Source organism: Streptomyces durocortorensis (genome assembly GCF_031760065.1).
Taxonomy (GTDB): Bacteria; Actinomycetota; Actinomycetes; order Streptomycetales; family Streptomycetaceae; genus Streptomyces.
Genome location: NZ_CP134500.1, coordinates 628,359 through 648,796 on the forward strand (window position 1 = coordinate 628,359; position 20,438 = coordinate 648,796).

Sequence of the window (20,438 nt, forward strand, 5' to 3'; positions counted from 1 at the left end):
GAACAGGGAGCCTTGCACGTCACCTCGTAGCGAGATCCACGGGGGGATCTCCGTTGTCCATGGAGATCCCCGCTGTCCATGGGGGTCTCCGTTCTCCATGGGGTCTCCGTTTTCACCAGCCCCGTTCACAAGCCCTGGGACGTCATGCAGATTCGCGACCTTCCGTATTCGGATCCCGGCGACCCCGATGTCCGTTCGGGCCCCCGATTCCTGTTCTGGCTCGGGCGCAATCAGCTCGCGGGCCAGCTGAAGTCCCTCTCCTGGGGGCTGCTCCACCAGCTGGGCATCGCCGGTCTTCCGGTCACCGTGGGCCTCGCCGTCCAGGCCGTCATCGACCGCTCCGGCGGACGCCTCGCACTGGCCGGCGGTCTGATCCTGGCCCTCGGCGTCATGATCGCCGTCGGCGACACCATGCTCCACCGCACCGCCGTGACCAACTGGATCACCGCGGCCGCCCGGGTCCAGCAGTTGCTGGCCCGGAAGACCGCCGAGCTGGGCGCGGCGCTGACGCGCCGGGTCGCGGCCGGTGAGGTCGTCGCCGTCTCGACGGGTGACGTGGAGAAGATCGGCTGGTTCGTCGAGGCGCTCTCCCGCTTCGCGGCGGCCGCCACCGCCCTCGTGCTGATCTGCGTCGGCCTGGTCGTCTATCTCCCCTCCCTCGGCGTGCTGGTGGCGATCGCCATGCCGGTGCTCGCCCTGGCCGTCCTGCCACTGCTGCCCCGCGCCACCCGGCGCGCGGACGAACAGCGCGAGAAGGCCGGAAAGGCCACCGAGCTGGCCTCGGACACGGTCGCCGGGCTGCGGGTGCTGCGCGGCATCGGCGGCGAGGAGCTGTTCCTCGGCCGCTACCGCCGCGCCTCCCAGGAGGTCCGCAGGGCGGCGGTGCGCAGCGCGAGGATGTGGGCGCTGATCTCGGCGGTACAGGTGCTGCTGCCGGGCATCCTGCTGATCTCGCTGGTCTGGTACGGGGCGACGCTCGCCCGGGACGGCCGGGTCGACGTCGGCCAGCTGGTCACGGTCTACAGCGCGGCCACTCTGATGCTGTTCCCGCTGCGCCACTTCGAGGAGATCGCCATGGCGTACTCCTTCTCGCGGCCGTCCGCCCAGCGCGCGGTGCGGGTGCTGTCGCTGCACCGCAGCTCCCGGGACGTCACCGTCGAGGGCGTCACACCGTCCGGCGATCTCTACGACCCGGCGACCGGGCTGATGGCCCCCCAGGGGCAGTTCACGGCCGTGGTCTGCGGCGACCCGGACGAGGCGGGACGGCTGGCCGAACGGCTCGGCGGACACGCGCAGAGCGGCGAAGAGGACGGCGCGGACGGGAAGGAGGGGAGGCCGTCGGCGGAGGTTCCGTCGGTACTGCTCGGCGCGGTCGCCCTGGACGAGATCCCGCTGGACGCCGCCCGGGCCGCGGTGCTGGTCCAGGACAAGGACCCGGTGCTGCTGTCCGGCACGCTCCAGGAGCTGCTGGACATCCCGTCCTCGGGCGTGGTCACCGCGGAGGCGGCGTTGGAGGCGGCCCAGTGCGGGGATGTGCTGAGTGCCCTGGCGCAGGCCTCCCCCGACAATGAGGGGGACCCCATGCGGACCCGGATCACCGAACGAGGCCGGTCCCTGTCCGGCGGTCAGCGCCAGCGGCTCGCGCTGGCCCGGTCGCTGGTCACCGACCCGGAGGCGCTGGTGCTGGACGAGCCGACCTCCGCGGTCGACTCGCACACCGAAGCACGGGTCGCCGCCGGGATCGCGAAGCTGCGCCGGGGCCGTACGACGGTCGCGTTCGCCTCGTCCCCGCTGCTGCTGGACGCCGCCGACCGGGTGGTCCTCGTCCACGAGGGCACCGTGGTCGCCGTCGGGGTCCACCGCGAACTGCTGCGCACCGAACCGCGCTACCGGGCGGTCGTCACCCGCGAGACCGACGAGGAGGCCGCCGCGTCGAGCGCCCTGAACGACATCGAAGCGGTCCCCGCCATGAAGAGCATCCAGGAAGTCGAGGAAAAGGCATGATCGGCGTCGCACCCCCGGCGTACGACCCCGCCGCCCCGGAGTCGGCCACCACGCTGCCCGTGGGCACGCCGACGACCGTACGGAACTACGTACGGAGTCTGCTGCGGCGGCACCGCAGGGCGTTCGCCGTCCTGGTAGGGGTCAACGCGGTGGCGGTGATCGCTTCGATCACCGGGCCGTATCTGCTGGGCGGACTGGTGGAGGACCTGTCCAGCGGGGTCACCGACCTGCATCTGGAGCGCACGGTCGCGGTCTTCGCGCTCGCGCTGGTGATCCAGACCCTGTTCACCCGCAGCATGCGGCTGCGCGGGGCGATGCTGGGCGAGGAGATGCTCGCGGACCTGCGCGAGGACTTCCTCGTACGGTCCGTGGGGCTGCCGCCGGGCGTCCTGGAGCGGGCCGGGACCGGCGATCTGCTGTCCCGGATCACCACGGACATCGACCGGCTGGCGAACGCGATGCGGGAGGCCGTGCCGCAGCTGGCGATCGGTGTCGTGTGGGCCGGGCTGCTGCTCGGCGCGATGGCCGTGACCGCTCCCCCGCTGGCGCTGGCCGTGCTGGTCGCGCTGCCGGTGCTGATCGTCGGCTGCCGCTGGTACTTCCGCCGGGCCCCCTCGGCGTACCGCTCGGAGGCCGCCGGTTACGCGGCCGTCGCCGCGATGCTCGCGGAGACCGTGGACGCCGGGCGGACCGTGGAGGCGCACCGCCTCGGCGGCCGCCGGGTGGCCATGTCGGACCGGCGGATCGAGCAGTGGACGGCGTGGGAAAGGTACACACTCTTCCTGCGCTCGGTCCTGTTCCCCGTCATCAACGCGACGTACGTGACGATCCTCGGCGCGGTTCTGCTGCTCGGCGGCTGGTTCGTGCTGGAGGGGTGGATCACGGTCGGGCAGTTGACGACGGGGGCGTTGCTGGCCCAGATGATGGTCGACCCGATCGGGCTGATCCTGCGCTGGTACGACGAGCTCCAGGTGGCCCAGGTATCGCTGGCCCGGCTGGTCGGCGTTCGGGAGATCGAGCCGGACGCGGGTGAGGCCGAGATCGGCCCGGACGGCCGGAAGGTGCGGGCGGACGACGTCCGCTTCGGGTACCGGGAGGGCGTCGACGTCCTGCACAAGGTGTCGCTCGACGTGGCTCCGGGCACCCGGCTCGCCCTGGTCGGGCCCTCGGGCGCGGGAAAGTCGACGCTGGGCCGGCTGCTGGCCGGGGTCTACGCCCCGCGCACCGGCGAGGTGACACTCGGCGGGGCGGAGCTGTCGCGGATGACGGCGGAGCGGGTCCGCGAGCATGTGGCCCTGGTCAACCAGGAACACCACGTCTTCGTCGGCTCGCTCCGGGACAATCTGCGCCTGGCCCGCGACGGGGCAAAGGACGCGGAGCTGTGGGCCTCGCTGGCCGCGGTCGACGCGGACGGGTGGGCGAGGGCCCTGGACGAGGGGCTGGAGACCGAGGTCGGTTCGGGCGGTTTCGCGCTGACCCCGGCGCAGGCCCAGCAGATCGCGCTGGCCCGTCTCGTGCTGGCCGATCCGCACACGCTGGTGCTGGACGAGGCGACGTCCCTGCTGGACCCGCGGGCGGCCCGCCATCTGGAGCGTTCACTCGCCCGGGTCCTGGAGGGCCGCACGGTGATCGCGATCGCGCACCGGCTGCACACCGCGCACGACGCGGATGTGATCGCGGTGGTGGAGGACGGCCGGATCAGCGAGCTGGGCAGCCACGACGAACTGGTCGCGGCGGACGGCGCGTACGCGTCGCTGTGGCGGTCCTGGCACGGGTGATCCGGCGGGCCCGCCGCATCACCGGACCGTTCGGGTGCGGTGCGGCTGGAGGAGCTGGTCGACGGGCGCGTAGTCGTCGGTGAGGACCTGGGCGCCCCCGGTCCAGGAGGCGACGGTGTCACCGGTGGCGATCCGCCAGCCGGTCTCCCGGGTGTCCAGGGCCTCCTGGATCTCGGGGGCGTCCAGCGGCCGGTCGGAGGCGACCATCACGAGGTTGCCGCCCTCGACGCTCGCGGTCGGGTCCAGGCCGATGTCCGCGGGCCTGCCGACGAGGGCGACGTGCTCGAAGACGGAGGCGAGGGTCGCGGCCTCGGCACGGGCGAAGGCCAGCTCGCCGTGGTCGATGAGGTTGGCGACGTACAGCCCGTCGTCCTTGAGTACCCGGTGCACGTCCCCGAGCGCCTCGGAGGTCGTGAGGTGCCAGGGCACGCTGACGCCGCCGAAGGCGTCACCGACGACGAGGTCGCGGCTGTCGGTCTCCAGCCGCCTCAGGCCCAGCCTGCCGTCCTCCACCCGCACGTCGATCCCGGTGGACGCGCCCAGCCGAAGCTGTTGGCGGTCGATGCGGACGACCCCGCCGTCGATCTCGGAGACGAGGCTGCGGGTCCCGGGGCGCGTGGCCGCGAGGTAGCGGGGGAAGGTGAGGCCGCCGCCGCCGAGGTGGTGGGCGGCGAGCGGCGCGCTCCCGGGAAAGGTGGTGTCGACGACCGCCGCGAGGGCCCGGATGTACCCGAACCGGAGGTACGTGGGGTCCTCGACGTCGACGTAGGAGTGGCGCAGGCCGTCCAGGACCAGGGTGCGGCCGCTCTCCCGGCCGGGATCCGCGACGACCCGGGCGCAGTGGTAGCGGGTCTCCGCGTCGCAGCCGCCGGGAGCGAACGCGGTGGCGAGGGAGCCGGCCACGACGGTGGCCAGTGCCACGGCCGAGGCCCGCCGCCAGCGGCGGGCCCGCCAGCCAACCAGGGCGGCGCCGATCACCAGCAGGGCCCCGAGGCCGATGAGGATGGCACTGACCGGCAGCCGCGAGACCAGGACGAATCCGGTGAGGACGGTACCGACGATGGCGCCGAAGGTGCCCACCCCCGACAGCCGTCCCACGACCGTCCCGGTCTCGGCGAGGCTGGTGAGGCGCAGCTTGGTCACCAGCGGTGTCACGGCGGAGAGCAGGGCGCCGGGCACCAGGAGGGTCACCGCCGCGACCAGCAGGAGCAGCGGCGGTGCCCACTCCGCGGTTGTGCGCAGCAGCAGGGGGGTGAGCGCGACGACAACGCCCGACACCCCCAGGGCGGGGCCGATGAGCCGGTGCGGGTCGACCTGGTCGGCGACGCGCCCGCCCAGCCAGGAGCCGAGGGCGATCGCGGTGAGGGCGATGCCGATGACCAGGGTGCTGGTCTCCAGCGTGAGACCGAGATACGGGGCCAGCAGCCGCAGCGCGACGATCTCGACCACGAGGACCGCGGCGGACGTGCCGAACACGAGGCCCGCGGCGGCGCGGGGGCCCAGGCCTCGGTCGCGGGGCGGGGAGTCGGCCACGGGCGGGGAGGGCGGTGGGGTCACGGCAGCATCCTCGCATGCGGCCGACCGGCCCATTCCCGCCTCAACGGGCAACGTGCGCGGGCGAATCCGCCCGGCGCACCGGCCTCCGGGGCCGGTCCGCCCCCGGCGGGCGGACCCCGTTTCACCCCTGCCAGGAGGCGGATGCCTGGACGTCCGGTGAGGATGAGGGTGAATCACCCGGCATACGGGGCAGGCGAGCGCAGAACCACGCAAGCCCGAGAAGGGACGCAGACCGTGGCACCACCCAGGATTCTCGTTGTCGGCGCCGGTTTCGCAGGCGTCGAGTGCGTACGCCGCCTGGAGCGCAGGCTGGCTCCGGGCGAGGCTCGGATCACGCTCGTCACACCGTTCTCCTACCAGCTGTATCTGCCGCTGCTCCCCCAGGTGGCCTCCGGTGTGCTCACGCCCCAGTCCGTCGCGGTGTCGCTGCGCCGCAGCCGCCGCCACCGGACGAGGATCGTGCCGGGCGGGGCGATCGGTGTGGACACGAAGGCGAAGGTCTGCGTGATCCGGAAGATCACGGGCGAGATCGTGAACGAGCCGTACGACTCCATCGTGCTGGCGGCGGGCAGCGTCACCCGGACCTTCGACATCCCCGGGCTGCTGGACCACGCCCGGGGCATGAAGACGCTGGCCGAGGCCGCGTACGTCCGTGACCACGTCATCGCTCAGCTCGACCTGGCGGACGCCAGCCAGGACGAGGCCGAGCGGGCCTCCCGGCTCCAGTTCGTGGTGGTCGGCGGCGGGTACGCGGGCACGGAGACGGCCGCCTGCCTCCAGCGGCTCACCACGAACGCGATCCGGCACTACCCCCGGCTGGACCCCCGGCTGATCAAGTGGCACCTCATCGACATCGCGCCCAAGCTGATGCCGGAGCTGGGCGACAAGCTGGGGCAGGCCGCCCTGGAGGTGCTGCGCAGGCGGAACATCGAGGTGTCGCTCGGGGTCTCCGTCGCCAAGGCCGCGGCGGAGGAGGTCACGTTCACCGACGGCCGGGTGCTGCCCTGCCGGACGTTGATCTGGACCGCCGGAGTGGCCGCGAGCCCGCTGATCGCCACGCTCGGCGCGGAGACGGTACGCGGTCGGCTCGCCGTGACGCCGCAGCTGAAACTGCCCGGCGCGGACGGGGTGTTCTCGCTCGGCGACGCGGCCGCGGTGCCCGACCTGGCGAAGGGCGACGGGGCGGTCTGCCCGCCGACCGCGCAGCACGCGATGCGCCAGGGCCGGGTGATGGCGGACAACCTGATCGCCTCGCTGCGCGGTCTGCCGCCGAAGGACTACGTCCACAAGGACCTGGGGCTCGTCGTCGACCTGGGCGGCCGGGACGCGGTGTCCAAACCGCTGGGCATCGAGCTGCACGGGACGGCCGCGCAGGCGGTGGCACGGGGCTACCACTGGTCGGCGCTGCGGACGAACGTCGCCAAGACCCGGGTCCTGACGAACTGGCTGCTGAACGCGGTCGCCGGCGACGACTTCGTACGGACGGGGTTCCAGTCCCGAAAACCGGCGACGCTGCGGGACTTCGAGTACACCGACGCCTATCTGACACCCGAGCAGGTCAAGGCGCACATCGAGTCGACGGTCATCCAGCACTGACCGCCACCGCCCGAGGGAGCCCCGCCGTCTCCGCGGGGCTCGCTCACCGCTGCCTGGAGAGGACCGTTTCCACGCTGTCCGCCTGCTGGGCGGTCTTGTCGTCGCGGTAGCGCAGGACGCGGGCGAAGCGGAGGGTGACCCCGGCGGGATAGCGGGTGGAGCGCTGGAGCCCGTCGTAGGCGATCTCCACGACGAGTTCCGGGCGTACGGTCACCACGTGTCCGTCGTCAGCGGTCGCCAGCTCGCCCAGCTTCTCGGTCTGCCATGCCAGCAGGGCGTCGGTGAGCCCCTTGAAGGTCTTGCCGAGCATCGCGAACGTACCGTCGGCGCGGCGGGCGCCCAGGTGCAGGTTGGACAGCTTCCCGGTCCGTCGGCCGTGCCCCCATTCGGCGGCCAGCACCACCAGGTCCAGCGTGTGCACGGGCTTCACCTTGAGCCAGGCCGCACCCCGGCGGCCCGCGCTGTAGGCGGCGGCCAGGTCCTTGATCACGACGCCCTCGTGGCCGCGCTCCAGGGTGTCGGCGAGGAACGCCTCAGCGGCTACGCGGGCCGCCGGGTCCGCCGGGTCGGCGACGAGGGTGCGCCGGACCCGGAGGTGCTCGGGGACCAGGCGCTCCAGGGCGGCATGGCGTTCGGTGAGGGGCAGGTCGAGCAGGGCCGCGTCGTCGACCGACAGTGCGTCGAAGAAGACGGGCACGACGGGCACGTGCGCCGCCGCACCGGCCACGTCCCGTCGTGAGCCCACCCGCGCGGCGGTCTCCTGGAACGCCCGGGGCCTGCCGTCGTCCCCCAGGGCGATCACCTCGCCGTCGAGGATGAAGCGGTCCGCCGGGAGCGCGGCGACGACGGCGGTCAGCTCGGGCAGCCGGTCGGTGATGTCGTCGAGGGTCCGGGTGTAGGCGCGGACGCGGTCGCCGTCGCGGTGGACCTGCACCCGGATGCCGTCGAGCTTCTCCTCCACCGCGCAGGGGCCCAGCTTGTCGACGGCCTCGCCGACCGAGGCGGCCGTGTGCGCGAGCATCGGCTGTACGGGCCTTCCCACGGTGAGCCGGAACGCGGCGAGCGCTCCGGGGCCGTCCGCGAGGAGGACCCGCGCGACCTCCTGGAGCGCCCCGGCGAGCATCACGGCGCGCCGGACCTCGGCGGGCGGGGCTTCGGCGGCGCGGGCCAGGGCGTCGGCGGCAACGGCGTCCAGGGCCCCCTGGCGTACCTCGCCGGTGAGCAGGGCCCGCAGGAAGCGCTGCTCGTCCTCGGTGGCGGCGGCGAACAAGGCACGCAGGTGCTCCCGGCGCAGGGCCTGGGAGCCGGTGCCGGAGACGGCCGCTAGGGCGGTCAGCCGCGCGTCGACCCCGGTGACGGTGAGGGTGGGTGCGGCAGCGGGCGGTACGGGGTCGCCGAGGGTGCGCCAGCCGACCCCGATCCGGCCCTGGGGCAGCCGTCCGGCGAGGTACGGGATGACGACGGGCACGTCGTCGGGTGCGGCGTCCCGGAAGAGACCGGCCAGGAGCGCCACCTTCCGGGACCGGGCGGATGTGGCGGCGACCTCCAGGGACACCCGGGCGAGCTCGGCGAGCAGCATGCGGCCATGGTGCTACGGGCCGGGGCACGCCGCCCGCCGAGGAGGCTCCCTCGGCGAAGAGGCACCGGGCGCGCCGCCCGACCGCAGCGTGCCCTGTGCGTCATATGAAGTTGAGGGCCGCCGCCGCTCCCACTCCCCCGAGGACCATGAAGGCGGGCATCAGCACCTTCATCTCCACCCAGCTGCCTGCCCGGAAGCGCATGGCCTTCGGCGGGCCGATCGGGTACCAGCGCTTGCGGCCGACCGGGATGGGCCACAGGATCGGGCAGCCGGAGACGGTGAGCGCGTCGCCGATGTCGTGGACGAGCGCGCCCAGCACGATGGGCAGGCCGAGCCACAGGTACTCCTGGCCGGGGGCGTCGAAGAGCCAGTCGGCCCCGTGGCCCGGCTGGTCCAGGACTCCGGCGAGAATCCAGGCGCTGGTGGCGCCGAGCAGCCAGACCAGGATGTCGCTGGAGACCCGTGCGGCCCGCCAGAGCAGGCCCTCGACCGCGAGCACCAGGTGGACGAAGAGGACGCCGAGGACGGCCCAGCGGCCGCCGAAGACGGCGGCGGCGGAGCAGCCCGCGCCGATGAGGACGGCCCAGAGCCAGGTGTGGGTCAGGGTGCGGTGGCCGCCGGTGCGGCGGGGGTCGGCCTTGCTCCTCGTGGCCTTGTAGACGGCGAACGAGAGCTTGTCGACGATCTCGCAGAGGGCCTTGGAGACAGGTCCGAAGGCGCGCGAGATGGTCGCGGACTTGTGGTCGAGGTCGGGGGCCAGTGCGGCGCCCGCGCAGATCAGCGCCCCGACGACCAGGACCGGCCAGGGCATCGTGTGGCCCGCGGCGGCGGCCGCCGCACCCACCCCCAGCCAGGCCGCTGCCCCTGACAGAGAGTGTGCCGGTCCCATCATGGTCTGTTCCGCCCCCAGTGCGTCGTGCGCCCATCACCGGTGCGGCGCGGGCTGGTTGAGTCCGCAGCGTATCGCCCATGATCTTGGTGCCGTCGGCCGGTTCCCTCATCCGCGCGGAAGACAGGCAAGATGGGGGCGTGACCCTCATCGACCAGTTGCCGCAGACCGCCGACCCGGACGCCCTCTTCGAGGCCTTCTCGTCATGGACCGAGAGCCAGGGCATCACGCTTTATCCGGCTCAGGAGGAGGCGCTGATCGAGGTGGTCTCCGGGGCGAACGTGATCCTTTCCACCCCGACCGGCTCGGGCAAGAGCCTGGTGGCGGCGGCCGCGCACTTCACCGCGCTGGCCCAGGACAAGGTGACCTTCTACACCGCGCCGATCAAGGCGCTGGTGTCGGAGAAGTTCTTCGACCTGTGCAAGCTCTTCGGCACCGAGAACGTCGGGATGCTCACCGGCGACGCCTCGGTCAACGCGGACGCCCCGGTGATCTGCTGCACGGCCGAGGTGCTGGCCTCCATCGCGCTGCGCGACGGGAAGTACGCCGACATCGGCCAGGTCGTGATGGACGAGTTCCACTTCTACGCCGAGCCGGACCGGGGCTGGGCGTGGCAGATTCCGCTGCTGGAGCTGCCGCAGGCCCAGTTCGTGCTGATGTCGGCGACGCTCGGTGACGTCTCGATGTTCGAGAAGGACCTGACCCGGCGCACCGGCCGCCCCACCTCGGTGGTGCGCTCGGCGACCCGCCCGGTGCCGCTGAGCTACGAGTACCGCTTCACGCCGATCACCGAGACGCTGACCGAGCTGCTGGACACCCGGCAGTCGCCGGTCTACATCGTGCACTTCACGCAGGCGGCGGCCGTGGAGCGGGCGCAGTCCCTGATGAGCATCAACATGTGCACGAAGGAGGAGAAGGAGAGGATCGCCGACCTGATCGGCAGCTTCCGCTTCACCACCAAGTTCGGCCAGAACCTCTCCCGTTACGTACGCCACGGCATCGGTGTGCACCACGCGGGCATGCTGCCCAAGTACCGCCGCCTGGTGGAGAAGCTGGCCCAGGCGGGCCTGCTGAAGGTGATCTGCGGTACGGACACGCTCGGCGTCGGCGTCAACGTGCCCATCCGTACGGTGCTGTTCACGGCGCTCACCAAGTACGACGGCACCCGGGTGCGGACCCTGCGCGCACGGGAGTTCCACCAGATCGCGGGCCGCGCCGGGCGGGCCGGCTTCGATACGGCCGGCTTCGTCGTGGCGCAGGCCCCCGAGCACGTCATCGAGAACGAGAAGGCCGTCAAGAAGGCGGGCGACGACCCGAAGAAGAAGCGCAAGGTGGTCCGCAAGAAGGCCCCGGAGGGCTTCGTCGCCTGGTCGGAGACCACCTTCGACAAGCTGATCCAGTCCGAGCCCGAGCCGCTGAACTCCCGTTTCCGGGTGACGCACACGATGCTGCTCGCGGTCATCGCCCGTCCGGGCAACGCCTTCGAGGCGATGCGGCATCTGCTGGAGGACAACCACGAGCCGCGCCGGGCGCAGCTGCGGCACATCCGGCGGGCCATCGCCATCTACCGCTCGCTGCTGGACGGCGGGGTGGTGGAGCAGCTGGAGACCCCGGACGCCGAGGGGCGGATCGTGCGGCTGACGGTCGACCTCCAGCAGGACTTCGCGCTGAACCAGCCGCTCTCCACGTTCGCGCTGGCGGCGTTCGACCTGCTGGACGCCGAATCCCCTTCGTACGCACTGGACATGGTCTCGGTCGTCGAGTCGACGCTGGACGATCCCCGGCAGATCCTGGCCGCCCAGCAGAACAAGGCGCGCGGCGAGGCCGTGGGGCAGATGAAGGCGGACGGGGTCGAGTACGAGGAGCGGATGGAGCGGCTCCAGGACGTCACGTACCCCAAGCCGCTGAGCGAGCTGCTGTGGCACGCCTACGACGTGTACCGCACGAGCCACCCGTGGGTGAACGACCACCCGGTGTCGCCGAAGTCGGTGATCCGCGACATGTTCGAGCGCGCCATGACCTTCACGGAGTTCACCTCGCACTACGAGCTGGCCCGGACCGAGGGCATCGTGCTGCGGTATCTGGCGAGCGCGTACAAGGCGCTGGAGCACACGATCCCGGACGACGTGAAGTCGGAGGACCTCCAGGACCTGATCTCCTGGCTCGGTGAGATGGTGCGCCAGGTGGACTCCAGTCTGCTGGACGAGTGGGAGCAGCTGGCCAACCCCGAGGTGGAGACCGCCGAGCAGGCCCAGGAGAAGGCGGACGAGGTCAAGCCGGTCACGGCCAACCCGCGCGCTTTCCGGGTGCTGGTGCGCAACGCGATGTTCCGCCGGGTGGAGCTGGCCGCGCTGGACCGCGTCCGGGACCTGGGCGAGCTGGACGGCGACGCCGGGTGGGACGAGGACGCCTGGGGCGAGGCGATGGACGCGTACTGGGACGCGCACGAGGATCTCGGGACCGGTCCGGACGCGCGCGGCCCGAAGCTGCTGAAGATCGAGGAGGACCCGGCGCACGGACTGTGGCGGGTCTGGCAGGCGTTCGCCGACCCGGCGGGCGACCACGACTGGGGCATCAAGGCCGAGGTGGACCTGGCCGCGTCCGACGAGGAGGGCCGGGCGGTCGTCCGGGTGACCGAGGTCGGCCAGCTGTGAGCGGATCCCTGACGCGGAAGTGGAGAGGTACGGCATGACGAATCCGGCCGAGCGCCTGGTCGACCTGCTCGACCTGGAGCGGATCGAGGTCAACATCTTCCGCGGCCGCAGCCCGGAGGAGTCCCTGCAACGGGTCTTCGGCGGGCAGGTCGCGGGCCAGGCGCTGGTGGCGGCGGGCCGGACGACCGACGGGGAGCGGCCGGTGCACTCGCTGCACGCCTATTTCCTGCGGCCGGGCCGCCCCGGGGTGCCGATCGTCTACCAGGTGGAGCGGGTGCGGGACGGCCGGTCCTTCACCACCCGGCGGGTGACGGCCGTGCAGGAGGGCCGGACGATCTTCAACCTGACGGCGTCCTTCCACCGCCCCGAGGAGGCGGGGTTCGAACACCAGCTGCCGCCCGCCCGGACCGTCCCGGACCCGGAGGAGCTGCCGACGGTCGCCGACGAGGTGCGCGAGCACCTGGGGACGCTGCCGGAGGCGCTGGAGCGGATGGCCCGGCGCCAGCCCTTCGACATCCGTTACGTCGACCGGCTGCGCTGGACGAGCGAGGAGATCAAGGACGCCGATCCGCGCAGTGCGGTGTGGATGCGTGCGGTGGGCCCGCTGGGCGACGACCCGCTGGTGCACACGTGCGCGCTGACGTACGCGAGCGACATGACGCTGCTGGACGCGGTGCGCATCCCGGTGGAGCCGCTGTGGGGCCCGCGCGGCTTCGACATGGCGTCCCTGGACCACGCCATGTGGTTTCACCGGCCGTTCCGGGCGGACGAGTGGTTCCTGTACGACCAGGAGTCGCCGATCGCGACGGGCGGACGCGGCCTGGCGCGCGGCCGGATCTACGACCGTTCGGGGCAGCTGCTGGTGTCGGTGGTGCAGGAAGGGCTGTTCCGGCGGCTGGAGGGCAGGTAGAGCGTCTTAGGTGCCCGGCAGCGGGTCCTGGTCGACCTCGTGGCGGCGGGTGCGGATGTCGGGCGGTGCGGGGTGCAGCTTGGCGTCGCAGGACGGCCCGAGGCCGGCCCGCCGGGAGTCGGCCCCGGTGAGGGGGCGGCCGCAGAGCCGGCAGCGGACGAGGCGGCGCCCTTCGGGTGTCCCGTCGTCGGCCGCCGCGCCCGGTGGGACGGGCCGTCCGACGGCTCCGGCGGCCCCGGGCAGCGGTTCGGGGAAGGCATCGGGAGTATCCACCCCCCGATCTTGCCAGTACGGCTCCGTGACCGCCCGCGGGGGCGTCCGGGCTCAGGTGCGGTCCCGCTGCCGGTCGAGTGCCTCGTCCAGGGTGCGGGCAGCCATGATGAGCGAGAGATGGGTGAACGCCTGGGGAAAGTTGCCCAGTTGTTCGCCGCTGGGGCCGATCTCCTCGGCGAACAGGCCCACGTGGTTGGCGTAGGTGAGCATCTTCTCGAAGGTGTAGCGCGCCTGGCGCAGCCGCCCGGCGCGAGCGGCCGCGTCGACGTAGAGGAAGGTGCAGAGGCTGAACGTCCCCTCCGAGCCGCGCAGCCCGTCCGGTGAAGCCGCCGGGTCGTAGCGGTAGACGAGGCTGTCCGAGACCAGGGCGCGGTCCATGGCGTCCAGGGTGGACAGCCAGCCCGGGTCCCGGGGGGCGAGGAAGCCCACGCGCGGCATCAGCAGCAGGGACGCGTCGAGCACGTCGCTCCCGTAACTCTGGACGTAGGCCTGGAGGTTCTCGCTCCAGCCCCGCTCCACCACCTGTTCCAGTACGGCGTCCCGTGCCCCGGTCCACCGGGCCGTGTCGGCGGGGCGGCTGAACTGCCCGGCGAGTTTGAGGCCCCGGTCGAAGGCGGCCCAGCACATCACCCGGCTGTAGGTGAAGTCCTTGCGTCCGCCGCGGGTCTCCCAGATGCCTTCGTCGGGGCGGTCCCAGGAGTCCGCGAGCCAGTCCAGGGTGCGGGAGAGGATCTTCCATCCCCGGTAGCCCGCCTGGATGCCGACCTCCCGGCCCTCGGACAGCGCGTAGAGGGCTTCGCCGTAGATGTCGAGCTGGAGCTGGTCGTCGGCGGCGTTGCCGAGGCGGACCGGACGGGAGCCCCGGTAGCCCTCCAGATGTCCGAGGGCCTGCTCCGGTTCCAGGGGCTGCCCGTCGACCCGGTACATGATCCGCAGGGGCTCTCCCCCGGCGCCCTCCCGGTCCCGCAGACGGTCGCCGAGCCAGTGGGTGAACGCGGTCGCCTCGTCGACGAAGCCCAGGTCCAGCAGGGCCCGCACCGACAGGGAGCCGTCCCGCACCCAGGTGTACCGGTAGTCCCAGTTGCGTTCCCCGCCCACCTGTTCGGGCAGTCCCATGGTCGCCGCGGCGACGGGTGCGCCGCTGGGTTCGTACGTGAGCAGCTTCAGGGTGATCGCGGAGCGGTTGACCATGTCGAGCCAGCGGCCGTGGTAGCGGGATCCGCGCACCCACGTCTGCCAGAAGTCGACGACGTCCCAGAGCTGGTCGGTGATCCCCTCGGTGGTGAGGTGCGGCGGCTCGGGGCCGTCGGGGTCGCAGAGGGTGAGTACGGCCCCCGACGATTCCCCGGCGTTCAGGGTGACACCGCCGACGGCATCCTGGCCGTCGCGGGTGAGGGGGAAACCCGTCCGGAGATGGGCCGTGATGCCCGGCGCCCGGAAGGCCGCCGCGTCTCCCGTCGGTCCCAGGTCCGTTTCGTGGGCGGCGCGGCCGTAGTCGAACCGGGGCCGGCACTCCAGGCCGAAGCGCACGGTGCCGCGTACCGAGCGCACGGTGCGGACGAGGGTGTGCCGGTCGGTCGGCCCGCCGGAGCGGATCGGGGTCATCCAGTCGAGGACCTCTCCGACGCCGTCGGGTGCCAGGAACCGGGTGACGACGACCGCGGTGTCGGGGTAGTAGAGCTGCTTGCACGTGTGCGTGCCGCCTTCGGGGGCCAGCCGGAAGTAGCCGCCGCGGTCGTGGTCGAGCAGTGCGGCGAAGACGCTGGGCGCGTCGAATCTCGGGGCGGTGAGCCAGTCGACGACTCCCCGCGAGGAGATCAGTGCGGCCGTCTGGAGGTCGCCCACGAGTCCGTGGTCGGCGATCGGGGGATACCGGTCCATGCGCCTTGCCTCCCGGTCGAATCGGGCCCCCGTCCCCTCACTATCCGGCACTCCCGCCCCGGGTGCGCGGCACACGTCCGTGCCGTGCGCCCGGGGCGGTTGTCCGGTTTGCCGAACGGAGCCGGGGCCGCGTTACTGGAGTGAGCTCCGAGCCGCCTGCCGGGCGGAGCTCCGTCCGACAGAGCAGGGAGCCGCGGAGGTACCGGGATGGACATGATCCACATCCGGGCGGTGAGCCCGCCGGATCTGACCGACGAGGTCGTCGGCCGGCTCTCCGGGGACCCCTGCGTACTCAATCTCATCGTCCAGCGCGACGCCGCGCGCAATCCGGACGGCGACTCCATCGCCTGCGACGTGCTGACGGGGGCGGCGAACGACGTGCTGCACCGGCTGCGCGCCGTCCAGCTCGACCAGCGGGGCTCCCTGGTCATCGAGCCGGTCGACATGGCGTTCTCCGGCAGGGCCACCGAAGGAGGGCGGCGCGAGCTGGGGCCGCTGAGCCGGGCGCCGGTCTGGGAGCAGGTCGAGGCACGCATCAGGTCCGGGGGGCGCTACCCGCCGAGCTTCTACCTCTACCTGGTCGTCGCCGGCATGATCGGTTCGGTCGGCATCGTCACCAACTCGCAGATCCTGATCGTGGCGGCGATGGTCGTCGGGCCCGAGTACGGCGCCATCGTCAGCGTGGCGCTGGGGATCGACCGGCGCCACCCGGCCATGGTCCGCAGCGGGCTGGCCGCCCTGAGCGCGGGCTTTCTCCTCACGATGGTCGTCACCTTCCTCTTCGCCCTGCTCATCCGCGGTTTCGGGTTGCAGTCGGAGGCCTTCGACCTGGGGCTGCGCCCCGTCTCCAACCTCATCAACACGCCGAACTTCTTCTCCGTCGCCGTCGCCACCCTGGCCGGGATCGTCGGGATCGTGTCGCTCACCCAGGCCAGGACGAGCGCCCTGCTCGGGGTGTTCATCTCCGTGACGACGATCCCGGCCGCCGCGGACATCTCCGTCTCCATCGCGTTCACCAGCTGGTCCGATGTGCGGGGCTCGGCCATCCAGCTCGTGGTGAACATCCTGGTGCTGATCGTGGTGGGCACGGCCACACTCAAGGCCCAGCGGGCGATCTGGCGGGAGGTCGGCCTCCGGCGCGACCGTGACCGCCGGCTCGCCGAAGAGGCGTGACGCACTACGGAAGGGGCACTCCATGGACCGGGAAGCCGCGGCGGCGCTGCGCGCCGCACCGCACGCGACACCAGCCGAACGGGCAGCGCTGGGCAGGGCCGCGCGCCGGAGGGCTCCCCGGTCGAGCCATGCGGAGTTCACAGCGTCGCCGCGCCGCCCCGACCCGCTGACCGTCCTCGAAGCGCAGTCCGCGGACCGGGTTCCCGAGCTGGTCCCGATCCGCTACGGCCGCATGGCCGAGTCCCCGTTCCGCTTCTACCGGGGCGCGGCCGCCCTGATGGCGGCCGACCTGGCGGGCACCCCGGACTCGGGGATCCGGGCGCAGCTGTGCGGTGACGCCCACCTGCTGAACTTCCGGCTGCTGGCCTCGCCCGAGCGGAATCTGCTCTTCGACATCAACGACTTCGACGAGACTCTGCCGGGCCCCTGGGAGTGGGACGTGAAAAGGCTGGCGGCCAGCCTGGTCATCGCGGCGCGGGCCAACGGCTTCACGGACCGGGAGCGGTCCGGGATCGTACGGGCGGCGGTCCGCTCGTACCGGGAGGCGATGGCCCGGTTCGCCGGGATGCGCAATCTTGACGTGTGGTACGCGAGGACCAACGCCGAACGGCTGCGTACGGTGGCCGCGGAGCAGTTGAGCGGACGGGGCCGCCGGAACGTGGACCGGGCTCTGGGCAAGGCCCGCTCCAGGGACAGCCTGCAAGCCTTCGGCAAGCTCGCCGAGGTGGTCGAGGGGCGGCTGCGGATCGCGGCGGACCCGCCGTTGGTGGTGCCGCTCACCGATCTGATGCCCGGCGTGGAACGTGAGGAGGCGCACCGGGCGTTCGGCGCCATGGTGGCGGGCTACGCCCACAGCCTGGCGTCCGACCGGCGCAGTCTGCTGGAGGACTTCGCACTGGTGGACGTGGCCCGCAAGGTCGTCGGCGTGGGCAGCGTCGGGACCCGGTGCTGGATCATCCTGCTGCTCGGCCGGGACAGCGGGGACCCGCTCCTACTCCAGGCCAAGGAAGCCGGTCCCTCGGTGCTGGCCGAGCACACCGGGGCGAGCCGGTACGAGAATCAGGGTGAGCGGGTCGTCGCGGGCCAACGGCTGATGCAGGCCTCCAGCGACATCTTCCTCGGCTGGGAGCGGGCCGACGGCCTGGACGGCCGGAACCGGGACTTCTACGTGCGCCAGTTGCGCGACTGGAAGGGCATCGCCGAACCGGAGTCGATGGTGCCGAAGGGGATGCGCGTGTTCGGCGAGGTGTGCGGGGCCACCCTGGCCCGCGCCCACGCCCGGTCCGGGGACCGGATCGCCATCGCCGCCTATCTGGGGCGCAAGGATGCCTTCGACCGGGCGCTCGCCACGTTCGCGGAGTCGTACGCGGACCGCAACGAACTCGATCACCGGGCGCTGGTCGACGCGGTGGCCTCGGGGCGGCTGCCGACGGACGGCCCGGCCGGGCACACGGGCGGCGCCGCGAACGGTCCGCCGGGGCCGGGTGGCTGACCTTCCGCACCGGAGGGCCGTGTTCCGGCGGCGGGGAGGCGCCCGGTCCGCCGGTGCGTGGTATTCCGGCGTGGACCCGTGGGGGCACCCTCCCGGGGCCGCCACCCCTCCCCGGGGTCGTCACGTCGAGGAGTCGAGATCATGCCGGCCACGCCTCCGGGCAAACCCTTCACCGCATCGGAGGACCCCTACGCGCTGGTCCGCACACGCAGGTACGCGGGGCTGCTGGTGATGGCGGCGCTGCTCGGAGTGCCCGTCTCCGCGGTCGCGTTCGGCTTCCTCGCCCTGGTCTCGGAGCTCCAGTCGCTGACGTACACGGAGCTGCCGAGGGCGATGGGCTTCGAGGAGACGCCGTCGTGGTGGCCCGTCCCGCTGCTCGGCGCCGCGGGTCTCCTGGTCGGGCTCACCGTCCGCCGGCTGCCGGGCCGGGGCGGGCACCGGCCGGCGGAGGGGCTGGTGTCCACCGGAGCCCCGGCCCCGGCGGACCTGCCCGGCATCGCTCTCGCGGCGCTGCTCTCCCTGGGCGTGGGTGCCGTGCTCGGCCCGGAGGCGCCCCTGATCGCGCTGGGCGGCGGGCTGGCCGTCTGGGCGGCGGGCCGCGTCAAGCGGGACCTGGCGCCGGAGGGGCGGGCCCTGGTCGGGGCCTCGGGGAGTTTCGCCGCGGTGAGCGCCCTGCTGGGTTCACCGCTGCTGGGCGCGTTCCTGCTGATGGAGGTGTCGGGGCTGGCCGGGCCGATGCTGGGCGTGGTCCTGGTGCCCGGGCTGCTCTCCGCGGGGATCGGCGCGCTGATCTTCACGGGGCTGGGTTCCTGGACGGGTCTGGGCACCTACTCCCTGTCCTTGGGGGAGGTTCCGCCGGCGGCGGCCCCCGGCTTCGCCGGGTTCGGGTGGGCGCTGGTTCTCGGTGTCGCGGCCGCCTTCGCCGGTGCGGGCATCCGCCGGCTGTCACTGGCTCTGCAGGAACGTGTGGAGCGGCGGACGGTGGTGGCCACGGCGGTGATGGGGCTGGTCATCGGCGGGCTCGCGCTGGTGTACGCCGAGACGTCGGGCAAGGCCGCGTCCGAGGTGCTGTACTCGGGCGAACACGACCTGGGCCATCTCCTGTCCGGGAGCGCGGAGTACTCGGTCGGCGCGCTGGTGCTGCTCATCGTCTGCAAGTCGCTCGCCTACTGCGCCTCGTTGAGCTGTTTCCGGGGCGGCCCCGTCTTCCCCGCGATGTTCGTGGGGGCGGCGGCCGGCATCGCGCTGTCCCATCTGCCGGGGCTTCATCTCACGGCGGGGTTCGCGATGGGTATCGGAGCCATGTGCGTGGCGATGCTGCGGCTGCCGATGACCTCGGTGCTCCTGGCGACGCTCCTGCTGGGCAGGGAGGGGCTCACCGTGATGCCCCTGGTGATCGTGGCGGTGGTGGTGGCGTACGTGGTCACGCTCCGGCTGACGCCCGCGCCGGTGGACAGGGCAGGGCCGAAGGCGGTGTGATCGTCCCCGTGGGTTTCCGCCCGGCTCCTGCTCCTTCGTGAAAGGTCCCTCCCCATGACCGAGATCGTCCACGTGACCGCCCCCGAACTGGTCACGTACGCCGACGAGATGGCCGAGCTGCTGGTGGAGACCGTCGAGGAGGGGTCCTCGGTCGGTTTCCTGGCTCCGCTGGACCGGGAGGCGGCCGCCGTCTGGTGGCGGGAGCGCGCCGGGGCGGTGTCGGCCGGGCAGGTCGGCATCTGGATCGCCCGGGAGGGCGCGCGGGTGTCGGGGACGATCGCGTTGGTCCGCGCGCCGCTGCCGAACGCCCGCCACCGCGCGGAGGTCGCCAAGCTGATGGTCCGCCCCTCCGCCCGGGGCCAGGGACTCGGCCGGGCGCTGCTGGACGCCGTGGAGGCGTACGCCACCTCCGAGGGCATCACGCTGCTGATCCTGGACACGGAGTCCGGCAGCCTGGCCGAGCAGGTCTACTGCAAGGCGGGCTGGACGAAGGTCGGCTCCGTGCCGGGATACGCGGCTGATCCCGCGGGCAGCCTCAAGCCGACCACCTTCTACTACAAGGAGCTCGCCGCCCCGTGAGCGGCGGGCGGCACAATGGGCACCACCACGCACAGACCAGGGAGAGCTTCATGACGCTGCACGACATTCCGCTGCGCACCCTCGCGGGCGAGCCGACCACGCTGGGCGCGTACAGCGGACGGACCGTCCTGCTGGTGAACGTGGCCTCCAAGTGCGGGCTCACCCCGCAGTACGAGGGCCTGGAGCGGTTGCAGCAGACCTACGGGGACCGGGGGCTGACCGTGCTCGGCGTGCCCTGCAACCAGTTCGCCGGGCAGGAGCCGGGCAGCCCGGAGGAGATCCGGACCTTCTGCTCGACGACCTACGGGGTCAGCTTCCCGCTGCTGGAGAAGATCGAGGTCAACGGTGCGGACCGGCACCCGCTGTACGCGGAGCTGACGAAGGTGGCGGACGCGGACGGGGAGGCCGGGGACATCCAGTGGAACTTCGAGAAGTTCGTGATCTCGCCGGCCGGTGAGCCGGTGGCCCGCATCCGCCCGCGCACCGAGCCGGAGGCGACGGAGGTCGTGGCGGCGATCGAGGCGCAGCTGTCCTCCTGAGCAGGGGGAGGGGGGCCGTCCGGGACGTGTTCCCGGGCGGCCCCCTTCCTGCTGT

Annotated in this window: 15 protein-coding genes; 10 read left to right on the forward strand and 5 right to left on the reverse strand. The window is 72.5% G+C overall.

Translation table 11 applies throughout. The features are described from left to right. Window positions 1-144 precede the first annotated feature (144 nt). A complete protein-coding gene (locus RI138_RS02590) occupies window positions 145-2,004 on the forward strand; it encodes an ABC transporter ATP-binding protein (protein WP_311118595.1) in 1,860 nt (619 codons plus the stop codon). Continuing rightward, window positions 2,001-3,782 (forward strand): ABC transporter ATP-binding protein, encoded by a 1,782-nt coding sequence (locus RI138_RS02595; protein ID WP_311118596.1) that lies wholly within the window; start codon window positions 2,001-2,003, stop codon window positions 3,780-3,782. Before RI138_RS02590 ends, RI138_RS02595 begins: the two co-directional genes overlap by 4 nt. A gap of 18 nt (window positions 3,783-3,800) precedes the next feature. Here RI138_RS02595 and RI138_RS02600 read toward each other — a convergent pair whose 3' ends face one another. Next, window positions 3,801-5,372: a fused MFS/spermidine synthase gene (locus tag RI138_RS02600; RefSeq protein WP_398862217.1), complete on the reverse strand. Its 1,572-nt coding sequence runs from the start codon at window positions 5,370-5,372 to the stop codon at window positions 3,801-3,803. Window positions 5,373-5,573: 201 nt separating this feature from the next. Here RI138_RS02600 and RI138_RS02605 point away from each other — a divergent pair, with 201 nt between their 5' ends. Further along, a complete protein-coding gene (locus RI138_RS02605; RefSeq protein WP_311118598.1) occupies window positions 5,574-6,935 on the forward strand; it encodes an NAD(P)/FAD-dependent oxidoreductase in 1,362 nt (453 codons plus the stop codon). Window positions 6,936-6,978: 43 nt separating this feature from the next. On the opposite strand, the gene RI138_RS02610 is transcribed toward RI138_RS02605, so the two are convergent. Next, on the reverse strand, window positions 6,979-8,514 hold the full coding sequence (locus RI138_RS02610; RefSeq protein WP_311118599.1) for an ATP-dependent DNA ligase: 1,536 nt from the start codon (window positions 8,512-8,514) through the stop codon (window positions 6,979-6,981). A gap of 100 nt (window positions 8,515-8,614) precedes the next feature. Further along, window positions 8,615-9,406, reverse strand: a complete 792-nt coding sequence (locus RI138_RS02615) for a metal-dependent hydrolase (protein ID WP_096626760.1) — start codon at window positions 9,404-9,406, stop codon at window positions 8,615-8,617. A 77-nt stretch (window positions 9,407-9,483) separates the two neighbouring features. Here RI138_RS02615 and RI138_RS02620 point away from each other — a divergent pair, with 77 nt between their 5' ends. Next, the gene (locus RI138_RS02620) at window positions 9,484-12,057 is read left to right on the forward strand and encodes a DEAD/DEAH box helicase (protein ID WP_311118600.1); all 2,574 of its coding nucleotides are present in this window, start codon (window positions 9,484-9,486) and stop codon (window positions 12,055-12,057) included. Window positions 12,058-12,091: 34 nt separating this feature from the next. Next, on the forward strand, window positions 12,092-12,967 hold the full coding sequence (locus tag RI138_RS02625; protein WP_311118601.1) for an acyl-CoA thioesterase: 876 nt from the start codon (window positions 12,092-12,094) through the stop codon (window positions 12,965-12,967). Window positions 12,968-12,973: 6 nt separating this feature from the next. Here the strand turns inward: RI138_RS02625 and RI138_RS02630 are convergent, their stop codons facing one another. Together RI138_RS02630 and RI138_RS02635 are read right to left on the reverse strand one after the other, a co-directional pair. Then, window positions 12,974-13,240 (reverse strand): DUF6011 domain-containing protein, encoded by a 267-nt coding sequence (locus RI138_RS02630; RefSeq protein ID WP_311118602.1) that lies wholly within the window; start codon window positions 13,238-13,240, stop codon window positions 12,974-12,976. 51 nt (window positions 13,241-13,291) lie between these two features. Beyond that, the gene (locus RI138_RS02635; protein WP_311118603.1) at window positions 13,292-15,121 is read right to left on the reverse strand and encodes a glycoside hydrolase family 15 protein; all 1,830 of its coding nucleotides are present in this window, start codon (window positions 15,119-15,121) and stop codon (window positions 13,292-13,294) included. A 207-nt stretch (window positions 15,122-15,328) separates the two neighbouring features. Here RI138_RS02635 and RI138_RS02640 point away from each other — a divergent pair, with 207 nt between their 5' ends. From RI138_RS02640 to RI138_RS02660, 5 genes are all read left to right on the forward strand, one after another. Further along, the gene (locus tag RI138_RS02640; RefSeq protein WP_311118604.1) at window positions 15,329-16,294 is read left to right on the forward strand and encodes a DUF389 domain-containing protein; all 966 of its coding nucleotides are present in this window, start codon (window positions 15,329-15,331) and stop codon (window positions 16,292-16,294) included. 22 nt (window positions 16,295-16,316) lie between these two features. Next, window positions 16,317-17,786, forward strand: coding sequence for a DUF2252 domain-containing protein (locus RI138_RS02645; RefSeq protein ID WP_311118605.1), 1,470 nt, complete (start codon window positions 16,317-16,319; stop codon window positions 17,784-17,786). Between the two features lie 141 nt (window positions 17,787-17,927). Next, window positions 17,928-19,265, forward strand: coding sequence for a chloride channel protein (locus tag RI138_RS02650; RefSeq protein WP_311118606.1), 1,338 nt, complete (start codon window positions 17,928-17,930; stop codon window positions 19,263-19,265). A 54-nt stretch (window positions 19,266-19,319) separates the two neighbouring features. After that, window positions 19,320-19,844: a GNAT family N-acetyltransferase gene (locus RI138_RS02655; protein ID WP_311118607.1), complete on the forward strand. Its 525-nt coding sequence runs from the start codon at window positions 19,320-19,322 to the stop codon at window positions 19,842-19,844. 50 nt (window positions 19,845-19,894) lie between these two features. Continuing rightward, on the forward strand, window positions 19,895-20,383 hold the full coding sequence (locus RI138_RS02660) for a glutathione peroxidase (RefSeq protein WP_311118608.1): 489 nt from the start codon (window positions 19,895-19,897) through the stop codon (window positions 20,381-20,383). The last annotated feature ends 55 nt before the right edge of the window (window positions 20,384-20,438 follow it).